The following is an 11,256-nucleotide window of genomic DNA, read 5'->3' as shown; positions in this document are numbered from 1 at the left end:
AGAGTCGGGGAACTTACCGGTCTGCCCATCCTTGGACATGCAGTCAAGCGATGATCGTGCCCGCGGAGCAGGGGACGGTCCCGAGCCTTCGGCCGGGCGCGGGAGGGACCACGGCGCGCCCACCCGCGACAGGCAGCACCGGGACCCCTGGCACGACCCGTCGGCCCTGGACGGAGACGAGCCCTACGGCGCGGGACCGCCCGCGCCGGCCGTGCCCTCAGCCCGCGGGGAGCGGGACACGGCGGCGGAGCCCGCCCGCGATGTGTACGTCGCGGTGCAGCGCAGCGCGGCCTTCCGGGAAGTGCGCGGCAGATACCGGCGGTTCGTGGTGCCGGGGGTCGCGGTCTTCCTGAGCTGGTACGTCGCGTATGTCGTCGCGGCGACCACCGCACCGGGACTGATGGCACGCCCCGTAGTGGGCGCGGTGAACGTGGCGATGCTCGCGGGGCTGGGGCAGTTCCTCACCACGTTCCTGCTCACCTGGGCCTACGCCCGGCACGCCCGGCTGCGGCGGGACCGGGCCGCGCTGGAACTGCGCTGGGACACCCAGGAGCTCACCCGCGGGACTCGGGGAGGTAGCCGGTGACCGGAGGTCATCAGACGTTGGCGCTGCTGCTGTTCAGCGGGTTCGTCGCGGTCACCCTCGGGATCACCACCTGGGCGAGCCGGCGAAGGCATGGTTCGGCGGAGGAGTTCTACACGGGCGGGCGGTTGTTCTCCCCGATGGAGAATGGTTTTGCCATCGCGGGCGACTACATCTCGGCGGCGTCCTTCCTGGGCGTCACGGGGCTCATCGCGCTGTACGGCTACGACGGGCTGCTCTACGTGGTGGGCTTTCTCGTGGCGTGGCTCGTGGTGCTGTTCCTGGTCGCCGAACTGGTCCGCAACTGCGGCCGGTTCACCCTGGCCGATGTGGTGTCCGCGCGGATGAGCGAGCGCCCGGTACGGATCGCGGCCGGTATGTCGTCGGTCGTGGTGTCCGTGCTCTACCTGGTGGCGCAGATGGTCGGCGCGGGCAGCCTGGTTGCGCTGCTGCTGGGGCGCACGAGCGGGCCGGCTCGGGCGTGGGCGGTCATCGGGGTCGGCGCGCTCATGGTGATCTATGTGTCGCTGGGCGGGATGCGGGCCACCACCTGGATCCAGATCGTGAAGGCGGTGCTGCTGCTCGGCGGGACGCTCGCGCTGACCGTGCTCCTACTGCTGCGGTTCCACGGTGATGTCGACCGGTTGCTGGTCACGGCCGCGCAGCGCAGCGGTCACGGGGACGCCTTCCTGGCGCCCGGCCTGAAGTACGGCGGGAGCTGGACCGCCCGCCTCGACTTCATCAGCCTGGGGCTCGCGCTGGTGCTGGGCACCGCGGGGCTGCCGCATATCCTGTCCCGCTTCTACACGGTGCCGACCGCGCGCGCCGCCCGCCGTTCCGCGGTGTGGTCGATCGGCCTGATCGGTGGGTTCTACCTGCTGGCGATCGTCCTCGGGTTCGGGGCGGCGGCGGTCGTGGGGCCGGGTACCCTGCGGGCCTCCAACGCTGCGGGGAACACGGCGATGCCGCTGCTCGCCCTCGACCTGGGCGGCGGCGCGGGCTCCACTGGCGGAACGGTTCTCTTCGCGGTGGTCGCCGCCGTCGCCTTCGCCACGATCCTCGCGGTGGTCGCCGGCATCACGCTCGCCTCCTCCGCCTCCGTGGCCCACGATCTGTACGCCTCCCTTCGCCGCACACACCGCGGGCGGAAGGGCGGGGCACACGGTGAGGTGACCGTGGCGCGGTTCGCCGCCGTCGGCATCGGTGTCGTGGCGATCGCGCTCGGGCTGCTGGCCCGTGACCTCAATATCGCCTACCTGGTCGGACTCGCCTTCGCGGTCGCCGCGTCGGCGAACCTGCCGGTGCTGATGTACTCGCTGTTCTGGTCCGGCTTCACCACCCGCGGCGCGGTGTGGGCCGTGTACGGCGGCCTGGTCCCGGCGCTCGGACTCGTGCTGCTGTCCCCGGTGGTCTCCGGCTGTCCCGGCTCCCTGTTCCCCGGCGTCGACTTTCAGTACTTCCCGTTGCAGAATCCGGGCATCGTCTCCATCCCGCTGGGCTTCCTCGCCGGCTGGCTGGGCACGGTCACCTCGGACGAGATCCCGGACGAGGCCAAGTTCGCCGAGACGGAGGTGCGCTCCCTCACCGGGGCCGGCGCCGTCTGACGGGTGAGGCCGGCACCGTCACGGCGCCACCCAGGCGTACCGGTGCTCCGGGCGGCCGGTGTCCCCGTACTTCAGGGAGAGGCGCAGGCGGCCGGCCTGTTCCAGGTGGCGGAGGTAGCGCTGGGCCGTGGAACGGCTCAGGCCGGTGCGGGCGGCCACCTCGTGGGCGGAGAGCGGATGGTCGGCGTCGTAGAGGACGTCGCATATCAGGTCCGTCGTGGGCGCCGTGTGACCGCTCGGCAGGCCGGGCGCGGACGGGGCGGGGGCCGTGCGCAGCGCCCCGAAGATCCGGTCCACCTGTTCCTGGCCCGCCACCCCCCGGCCGCCCATCCGGTCGACCGTGCGGCGTAGCGCGGCATAGGAGTCGAGGCGGGTGCGCAGCGCGGCGAAGGTGAACGGCTTCACCAGGTAGTGCAGGGCCCCCAGGCGCATCGCCTGCTGGACGGTGGCGACATCGCCGGCCGCCGTGATCATGATGACGTCCGCGCCGTGGCCCTGCTCCCGCATACGGTGGACGAGTTCCAGGCCGGTGCGGTCCGGCAGATAGTGGTCGAGCAGGACCAGATCGATGGCGCCGCGCTCCACGGCGGCCAGCGCCTGGGCGGCGTTGTGCGCGCGGGCGGCCACCCGGAAGCCGGGAACCTTTCCCACGTATTTGGCGTTTATCTCAGCGACGCGGAAGTCGTCGTCGACCACCAGGACGTCAATCATCAGGCCTCTCCTTCAAGGCCGGCGGGCGTCCGGCCCGCCTGTGCGGCTCCGCAGTTGTAGCGCGAGCAAAACGAGCACAACAGCTTCTTGCGAGCAAAAGAACGCCTTGTGCACACAAGACTGCTGCTCGTGGCCGGGCCGACCTACCGTCCCGGCCATGAGCGCACACACCGGCCCCGCCATCGAGTTGCGGGGCGCGAGCAAGACCTTCAGAACCCCCTCCGGGGGGCTGCACACGGCCGTGCGCGGTCTGGACCTCACCGTGGGACGCGGTGAGTTCGTGGCCGTCGTGGGACCGACCGGCTGCGGCAAGTCCACCACGCTGACTCTGGTCAGCGGGCTGGAGGAGCCCACCGAGGGCGAGGTGACGGTCGCCGGGGAGCCGGTCCGCGGCGTCGGCGACAAGGTCGGCTTCGTCTTCCAGCAGGACGCCACCTTCCCCTGGCGCACCGTGCTGTCGAACGTCATGGCGGGCCCCCGCTTCCGGGGCGTCCCGAAGGCGGAGGCCCGGCAGAAGGCCCGCGAGTGGCTGGCCCGAGTGGGGCTCGCCGCCTTCGAGGACCGCTACCCGCACCAGCTCTCCGGCGGCCAGCGCAAGCGCGTCGCCCTCGCCGCCACCTTCGTCAACGACCCCGAGATCCTGCTGATGGACGAGCCCTTCTCGGCGCTCGACGTGCAGACCCGTGCGCTGATGTCGGACGAACTGCTGGAACTGTGGGAGGGCACCGGCGCCTCGGTCGTCTTCGTCACCCACGACCTGGAGGAGTCCATCGCGCTGGCCGACAAGGTCGTCGTGATGACGGCGGGCCCCGCGACCGTCAAGCAGGTCTTCGAGATCGATCTGCCGCGCCCGCGCAAGGTCGAGTCGGTGCGGCTCGAACCACGCTTCATCGAGATCTACCGGGAGATCTGGGAGTCGCTCGGCGAAGAGGTCCGCATCACCCGCGAGAGGGGTGCCGCCCATGTCGCCTGAGGTTCTCGACACCCCGGTCGCCGCCACCGCCAAGGCCCCCGACCGTGCGCAGAGCCGCGCACAAGCCGCCCGCCGCCGCAAGCTCCTCGTCAACTCCGCGCGGGTGGTGCTCCTGGTCGCCGTGCTGGGTCTGTGGGAGGCGCTGTCGCGGGCGAAGGTCATCGATCCGTTCAACTTCTCGATGCCCTCCAAGATCTGGGACCAGATCTCCACCTGGGTCATGCACGGCACCGCGCTCGGCTCCCTGGGCGAGCAGGTCTGGTACACCCTCTACGAGGCGCTGCTCGGCTGGCTCGTGGGCGTGGTCGCCGGTGTCCTGCTCGGGATCGCGCTGGGCCGGATCGGTCTGCTCGCCGAGGTGCTTGGTCCATACATCAAGGTGCTCAACTCGATACCCCGGATCGTCCTCGCGCCCATCTTCCTGATCTGGTTCGGACTCGGCCCGTCCTCCAAGGTCGCCTCCGCCGTGGTGCTGGTCTTCTTCCCGGTGTTCTTCAACGCCTTCCAGGGCGCCCGCGAGGTGGACCGCAATCTGGTGGCCAACGCCCGCATCCTGGGCGCGAGCGACCGCCGGGTCACCCTCCAGGTCGTCATCCCGTCGGCCACCTCCTGGATCTTCACCAGCCTCCACGTCAGCTTCGGCTTCGCGCTGATCGGCGCGATCGTCGGCGAGTACATCGGCGCGACCAAGGGCATCGGCCTGCTCGTCGCGCAGTCGCAGAACACCTTCAACGCTGCCGGTGTGTACGCGGCGATGGTCATCCTCGCCGTCGTCGCCCTCGCCGCCGAGGGTCTGCTGACCTTCGCCGAGCGGCGCATCTTCCGCTGGAAGCCCGCCAGTTCGGACGACTGACCCGCCGGCCACGGCGGCCGGACGGTCCCGCTCGCACCACCGCCGGCCGTCGCAGGACCAGCCCCCCACACCTCACCCGCACCGCCCTCTCACAAGGACGTGAACCGCCATGCGCAAGACCGCCAGAACCACCTCCCTGGCCGCCGCCGGCCTGCTCGCCCTGTCCTCGCTCACCGCCTGCGCCAACGACGCGGCGGGTTCCGCGGCCGGCTCCGGCGGGGGCGGTGGCAAGGGCGAGAGCGTCAAGATCATGGTCGGTGGCCTCGACAAGGTCATCTACATGCCCGCGATGCTCACCCAGCGCCTGGGCTATTTCCAGGACGAGGGCCTGAACGTCCAGCTCATGTCCGAGCCCGCCGGGGTACAGGCCGAGACCGCGCTCGTCGCCGGCCAGGTGCAGGGCGCGGTCGGCTTCTACGACCACACCCTCGACCTCCAGGTGAAGGGCAAGTCGGTCGAGTCGGTCGTGCAGTTCTCGCGCGCGCCGGGCGAGGTGGAGGTCGTCTCCGGCAAGGCCGCGGGCGACATCACCTCGCCCAAGGACTTCAAGGGCCGCAAACTGGGTGTGACCGGGCTCGGCTCCTCCACCGACTTCCTCACCAAGTACCTGGCGGTCAAGAACGGCGTGGACGTCAGCGAGTTCACACCGGTCGCGGTGGGCGCGGGACCGACCTTCATCGCGGCACTCCAGAAGGGCTCGATCGACGGCGGCATGACCACCGACCCGACCGTGGCGACGATCCTCGACAAGAAGGCCGGCAAGATCCTGCTCGACATGCGCACCCCCGAGGGTTCGCAGCAGGCGCTGGGCGGGCCCTACCCGTCGTCAAGTCTGTACATGCAGACGGACTGGGTGAATGGACACAAGGACACCGTCCAGAAGTTGGTCGACGCATTCGTCAAGACGCTCAAGTGGATGTCCACCCACAGCGCCGACGAGATAGCCGCCAAGATGCCCGCCGACTACTCCCAGGGCGACAAGGCGCTCTACACCCAGTCCATCAAGGCCACCCTGCCCATGTTCACCGACGACGGCGTGATGCCGGAGAACGGCCCGGAGACCGTGGAGAAGGTGCTCAAGGCGTTCAACCCCAACATCAAGAACGCGAACGTCGACCTGAGCAAGACGTACACGACCGAGTTCGCCAAGGCGGTCAAGTAGTACGGCGGACAGTCGACGTCGTCAACTGGTGCGTGCCGTGGGCTCGGGCTCCAGTCCGGGTCCGGCCCCCAGCTCCGGCTCCCGCAGCGCCTCCGGCAGCACGACCGTGAACTCCGCACCGCCCCCGCCCGCGGTGTCCACGGTCGCGCTGCCGCCCTGGCGTTCGGCGAGCCGGCGCACCAGTGACAGGCCGAGGCCCCGCTTGCCGTGCGCGGGCACCTGCTTGGTGGACCACCCCTCGGTGAAGACCAACTCCCGCTGGTCCGCCGGTACTCCCGGCCCGGTGTCCCGCACCCTGAGCACGACCGTACGGTCCTCGACGCGCAACTCGACCTCCACCCGCGCGTGCGGGGTGCCCGCGACCGCGTCCAGCGCGTTGTCCACCAGGTTGCCGACGACCGTGACCAGACCCCGCGAGTCGACCAGCCGGTCCGGGAGCCCGCTGCGTTCCGACACCCACAGCGCGACCCCGCGCTCGGCGGCCACCGTCGCCTTGCCGACCAGCAGAGCGGCCAGCAGCGGGTCCTGCACCTTCTCGGTGACCTGTTCGGCGGTGACCCGGTGATCCCCGACCACCTCCCCGACGAACTCCACCGCGTCGTCGTACATCTCCAGTTCCAGCAGCCCGAGCAGGGTGTGCATCCGGTTGGCGTGCTCGTGGTCCTGGGCGCGCAGGGCGTCGATCAGCCCGCGCGTGGAGTCGAGTTCGCGCCCCAGTTGCTCCAGTTCGGTGCGGTCGCGCAGGGTGGCGACCGCACCGCCGTCGTCGGTGGGCATGCGGTTGGCGACCAGCACCCGCGGCCCGCGCACCGTCAGCAGATCGGTGCCGGTCACCCGCCCGGCGAGCACATCGGTCGTACGGCCCTCGCCGAGCGCCTCGTCGGGGGTGCGGCCCACGGCCTCGTCGCCGATGCCCAGCAGCCGTCGCGCCTCGTCGTTGAGCAGCCGGACACGGCCGCCCCGGTCCAGGGCGACCACACCCTCACGGATGCCGTGCAGCATCGCCTCGCGCTCCGCGAGCAGCGCCGAGATATCGGAGAAGGCCAGGTCACGGGTCTGCCGGTGCACCCGGCGGGCGATCAGCCAGGCGGCCAGCGCGCCCACCGCGAGGGCGCCTCCGGCGTAGGCCAGCAGCCCCGGAATGACGCCGATCAGCCGGGCGCGCACGCTGTCGTAGGCGATGCCGACGGAAACCGCGCCGATCAGGCGGTGGCGGTCGTCGTACAGCGGCACCTTGCCGCGCGCGGAGCGTCCCAGGGTGCCCCGGTCGATCTCCATGACCTCCTTGCCCTTCAGGGCCTCGGAGGGGCTCGTGGAGACCTTGCGGCCGATCTGCGAGGTGGTCGGATGCGACCAGCGGACCCAGTGCCGGTCGAGGACCACGATGTACTCGGCGTGCGTGGCCCGCCGGATCCGCTCGGCCTCCCGCTGCACCGGGCCGTCCTTGGTCGGCGGCGTGGTGAGCAGTCCCTGGGCGATCTGCGGGTCCTGGGCCGTGGTCTCGGCGATGGCCAGCGCGCGGCGCATCGCCTCGTGGTCCAGCTGTTTGCTCAGCGGCGCCAGGAACAGGCCGGTCACGAGCACCGCGACGCCCGCGGCGATCGTCACCTGCATGAGCAGCACCTGCGAGAACACCCGCCGTGGCATCCCGAGGCGCAGACGGCGTGCGGAGAAAGTGGGGCTCATGGGGGACGACAGTACGGGGTGCGCCCGCTGCGTGGTTCAGCTCGCCAGCGCCGTCGGCCGCAGCTCGCGCACCGCGACGACGGTCATCCGCGCCGGGGTGCCGAGCACCGCCGCGCCGCAGCTTTCCGGGCGCGGCGGCAGCGACACGCCGCGCGCCACGGTGACCCGCCAGCGGCGGCCGTCGGCATGGGCGACGGTGACCGCCCAGCGCGGCGCGGCGCCGTCGGTCCGTACGACGCCCAGCACGCCCGCCCGGTATTCGCCGGCCACCTCACGCACCGCCAGTTCGGCCGCCTGAGCTGGGCGTTCGAAGGCAGAGCAGCCGCGGCACCCCGTGACGGCCACCCGGCCCTCCCGGACGTCGTCCAGGGCCTTCTTGAGGGTGTCCGCCTCGGCGCGACCGTAGACGTAGCCGTACGGCAGTACGAGCACCGTCGGCGCGAAGCGATGTCCACCCAGATGGGTGACCTCCCAGACGCCCTCTTCCCCCGACGCGGCGAGCTCGGTGGCGAGCGGGCGGCCCAGCAGGGCGCAGCAGCGGTCGCGCTTGCCGTTGGTGCACACCAGCGCGAGCGGGTCGCCGGTGTGCGGACGCCCGCCGAGCACCGCGTCGAAGGAACGGTGATCGCCCGCGCCGAGGCCCGCGAGGTCCAGATCGAGGAGCTGCCCGGGGTCGCGAGTGGCGGCCGAGCGCAGCCAGGTGCGCCCCGGCACCGTGTGGGCGGCGTAGACCCGGCGGATCTCAGGGGTGCCGGGGTCCGCGTGGCGGCCGGGGCGCCGGATGAGGGCCACGCGTACGCCGGTGCCCTCGGCGGCCCGCTCCAGCGCGCGGCCGACCGCCGGGTCCAGATGGCTCGAAGTGAGCGCCTTGGCACCCCACGGGCCGGGCTGCTCCAGCAGCAGCCACGTGCTCGCCGTGGCCGCCGTCGCCGAAACGGGCTCGTCGAGGCTGAGGGAGACGGACGCGCACCTACTCACAGAGGTGAGCCTAACCTGACTTCGAGCAGGGCGACTTCCGGCCGGGGTCCGTGTCGTGCTCATGGAAGGGCGGCGGCTCCGGAGGGGGTAGGAGTCGGCGAGCCGACGCGGGGTTCTCAGTCGGCCTCGGGAAAGGGCTGCGGCGGGCGCGGGCCGATGTAGTGGCCGACGGGACGCATGCGCAGCGGGCGCTCGTCGTACTCCTCCAGGGCGTGCGCGATCCAGCCCGCCGTGCGGGCGACGGCGAAGATCGTCTCGCCGGCGGTGGCCGGCATGCCGAAGGAAGAGGTGAACACCGCGAGCGCCAGGTCGACATTGGCGTGCAGCGGGGTGTGCCGGGCGGTCGTGGCGACGATGTCGCGGGCCGCGAGCAGGGCCGGCTCCGCGCGTGGGAGCCGCTCCAGCAGGCCGAACAGGACCTGCGCGCGGGGGTCCTCGCCGGTGTAGAGGCGGTGGCCGAGTCCGGGGATGCGGCGCCCCGCGCGCAGTTCCCCGGCGATCACCGGGGCCGCGTTGCCCAGTTCGAGCACGTCCAGCAGGAGCCGGTGGGCCAGCCCGCTGCTGGCGCCGTGCAGCGGGCCCTCCAGGACGCCGAGACCCGCCGAGACGGCCGCGTAGGCGTGCGCCCGCGCGGACGCGGCGACCCGGACCGCGAGCGTGGAGGCGGCGAGGTCGTGGTCGGCGAGCAGGGCCAGCGCGACGTCCAGTACGCGCACGGCGTCCTCGTCCGCCGGGCAGGCGGTCAGCCGCGACCACAGGCGGTGGGCCAGCGACGCGTCGCGGCCGGGGTCGCTCGCGATGGGCGGCAGCGCGTCGACGAGCGTGGGGATGAGTACGCGCGCCGTGTTCAGGACGGCCTGCGCGGACAGGTCGAAGCGCAGTGGGTCCTCGGCCGCCGCGGCGATCGTCGCGACCCGCAGCCGGTCGATGGGGGAGGTGTGCTCGGGCAGCGACTCCACGGCCCAGCCGGCGACGCGCACGGTCGCCGCGGGCGCGGTGAAGGCCGTACCGGGCACGAGCCGGCCGGTCCACAGCCACTCCGCGACCTCCTCGTAGGAGTGGCGGGCGGCCAGTTCGGTGGCGTCCACGCCCCGGTAGTAGTACCGGTCCGCCTCGATCAGCGTGATCCGGGTACGCACCGAGAGATCGCCGCCCGAGCCCGGAATCCCGGCGCTCTCCCGGCGGTTGCGCCGGGCCAGGTCTTCCACTTCGCGCACCTCGAAGGTGCTGGCGCGGCCTCCGGGCTCGCGCTTGCTGCTCAGCAGGCCGCGGCTGACATACGCGTAGACCGTCTCGGGCTTCACACCGAGCAGTTCGGCGGTCTCCTTGGTGGTCAGCCTGCGCCCCGGTCGGTTGGGGGCGGGTTCGTGATCGCGCATGGGGGTCACGGTAGCGGTCTCTGCACATCGTGATGACTCACCTCTCAATTGCATTGATCGGATCAACATTGACAGGAAACTCGTCAAGAGTGGACAGTCGGATCAATCTCAAGGAGGACAGCCATGGCCATCAACAGGACCGCAACGCCCCTCGTCGACGTTCCGCGCGGTCTCGCCGGTGTCGTCGTCACGGAGACGGAGATCGGCGACGTCCGGGGGCGGGAGGGCTTCTACCACTACCGGCAGTACTCGGCGGTCGAACTCGCCCGCACCCGCCGCTTCGAGGACGTCTGGCACCTGCTCGTACACGGCACGCTCCCCGACGCCGGGCGCGGCGCCGTCTTCGCCGCCGAGACCGCGGCGCTTCGGTGGCTGCCCGAGGAGGTCCGCGCGAGTCTGCCCGCGATCGCCGCCGCGAGCCGAACCTCGGGGCCGCTGGCCGGCCTGCGCACCGCGCTGTCCCTGCTGGGCGCGGCGCGCGGGTTCCGGCCGCTGTACGACCTGGACGCCGCCGGGCGCCGCGCCGACGCCCTCGCCGCCTGCGCCGCCGTGCCCACGCTGCTCACGGCGCTGTACCGGCTGGGGCGGGGACTCGACCCGGTGGAGCCGCGCGAGGATCTGCCCTACGCGGCCAACTACCTGTACATGTTGACCGGTTCGGTACCGGATCCGCGCCGGGCCCGTGCGGTCGAGCAATATTTGATCTCCACCATTGACCACGGGTTCAATGCGTCAACCTTCACGGCTCGGGTCATCGCCTCCACCGGCGCCGACACGGCGGCCTGTCTCACCGGCGCCGTGGGCGCGCTGTCCGGTCCGCTGCACGGAGGCGCGCCCAGCAGGGCCCTGGACACCCTGGACGCGATCGGCACACCGGACCGGGTCGATGCCTGGATCCGGGAACGAGTGCTGGCCGGCGAGCGGATCATGGGCTTCGGACACGCCGTCTACCGCACGGAGGACCCGCGTTCCCGGATGCTCCGGGAGATCGCCCTCGGCTTCGGCGGACCGCGGGTGGAGTTCGCGGTGGAGGTCGAACGCCGAGTCGAGGCCGTTCTCGCCGAGCTGAAGCCGGGCCGCGAACTCCACACCAACGTCGAGTTCTACGCCGGTGTGGTCATGGAACTGTGCGGCCTGCCGCGGGAGATGTTCACCCCCACCTTCGCGGCGGCCCGCGTGGTGGGCTGGAGTGCCAACATTCTGGAACAGGCCGCCGACCCGAAGATCATCCGCCCGGCGGCGCGCTATGTGGGCCCCGAACCGGCGGTCGCGGTACCCGCTGCCTGACGGGCCGCCCGCCGACCGGGCGCCGGTCCTTCCACCGCGT

10 protein-coding genes are annotated in these 11,256 nt (G+C 71.8%); 6 read left to right on the top strand and 4 right to left on the bottom strand.

Going from position 1 to position 11,256, the window contains the following annotated elements; all coding sequences use genetic code 11:
* Nucleotides 1-37: 37 nt before the first annotated feature.
* Both ACZ7EC_RS21330 and ACZ7EC_RS21325 read left to right on the top strand, forming a co-directional pair.
* Nucleotides 38-586, top strand: coding sequence for a DUF485 domain-containing protein (locus ACZ7EC_RS21330; protein WP_471064672.1), 549 nt, complete (start codon nucleotides 38-40; stop codon nucleotides 584-586).
* Nucleotides 583-2,187 carry a solute symporter family protein gene (locus tag ACZ7EC_RS21325; protein WP_471064670.1) on the top strand — a complete coding sequence of 535 codons (1,605 nt, stop codon included), beginning with the start codon at nucleotides 583-585 and terminating at the stop codon, nucleotides 2,185-2,187. Before ACZ7EC_RS21330 ends, ACZ7EC_RS21325 begins: the two co-directional genes overlap by 4 nt.
* A gap of 18 nt (nucleotides 2,188-2,205) precedes the next feature.
* Here ACZ7EC_RS21325 and ACZ7EC_RS21320 read toward each other — a convergent pair whose 3' ends face one another.
* Nucleotides 2,206-2,898: a response regulator gene (locus ACZ7EC_RS21320; RefSeq protein WP_397983624.1), complete on the bottom strand. Its 693-nt coding sequence runs from the start codon at nucleotides 2,896-2,898 to the stop codon at nucleotides 2,206-2,208.
* Between the two features lie 157 nt (nucleotides 2,899-3,055).
* Between ACZ7EC_RS21320 and ACZ7EC_RS21315 the strand changes: the two genes are divergently transcribed.
* The 3 genes from ACZ7EC_RS21315 to ACZ7EC_RS21305 all read left to right on the top strand — a co-directional run bounded on the left by ACZ7EC_RS21315 (nucleotide 3,056) and on the right by ACZ7EC_RS21305 (nucleotide 5,886).
* A complete protein-coding gene (locus tag ACZ7EC_RS21315) occupies nucleotides 3,056-3,871 on the top strand; it encodes an ABC transporter ATP-binding protein (RefSeq protein WP_471064669.1) in 816 nt (271 codons plus the stop codon).
* On the top strand, nucleotides 3,861-4,724 hold the full coding sequence (locus ACZ7EC_RS21310) for an ABC transporter permease (RefSeq protein WP_471064667.1): 864 nt from the start codon (nucleotides 3,861-3,863) through the stop codon (nucleotides 4,722-4,724). The genes ACZ7EC_RS21315 and ACZ7EC_RS21310 overlap by 11 nt, the downstream gene beginning before the upstream one ends.
* A gap of 109 nt (nucleotides 4,725-4,833) precedes the next feature.
* Complete coding sequence (locus ACZ7EC_RS21305; protein WP_471064665.1) at nucleotides 4,834-5,886, top strand: ABC transporter substrate-binding protein; 1,053 nt, start codon at nucleotides 4,834-4,836, stop codon at nucleotides 5,884-5,886.
* Between the two features lie 21 nt (nucleotides 5,887-5,907).
* Here the strand turns inward: ACZ7EC_RS21305 and ACZ7EC_RS21300 are convergent, their stop codons facing one another.
* The 3 genes from ACZ7EC_RS21300 to ACZ7EC_RS21290 form a co-directional block, all read right to left on the bottom strand.
* Nucleotides 5,908-7,572, bottom strand: a complete 1,665-nt coding sequence (locus tag ACZ7EC_RS21300) for an ATP-binding protein (RefSeq protein ID WP_471064664.1) — start codon at nucleotides 7,570-7,572, stop codon at nucleotides 5,908-5,910.
* Between the two features lie 36 nt (nucleotides 7,573-7,608).
* Nucleotides 7,609-8,550: a sucrase ferredoxin gene (locus tag ACZ7EC_RS21295; RefSeq protein WP_471064662.1), complete on the bottom strand. Its 942-nt coding sequence runs from the start codon at nucleotides 8,548-8,550 to the stop codon at nucleotides 7,609-7,611.
* Nucleotides 8,551-8,666: 116 nt separating this feature from the next.
* Complete coding sequence (locus tag ACZ7EC_RS21290) at nucleotides 8,667-9,929, bottom strand: citrate synthase (protein ID WP_471064661.1); 1,263 nt, start codon at nucleotides 9,927-9,929, stop codon at nucleotides 8,667-8,669.
* Between the two features lie 123 nt (nucleotides 9,930-10,052).
* Between ACZ7EC_RS21290 and ACZ7EC_RS21285 the strand changes: the two genes are divergently transcribed.
* The gene (locus ACZ7EC_RS21285; RefSeq protein WP_471064660.1) at nucleotides 10,053-11,216 is read left to right on the top strand and encodes a citrate synthase; all 1,164 of its coding nucleotides are present in this window, start codon (nucleotides 10,053-10,055) and stop codon (nucleotides 11,214-11,216) included.
* Nucleotides 11,217-11,256 lie beyond the last annotated feature (40 nt).

It is taken from the genome of Streptomyces sp. NPDC037203 (assembly GCF_055605065.1).
Note: the sequence above shows the minus strand (reverse complement) of the source record. Positions and strands in the feature narration are given on the sequence as shown.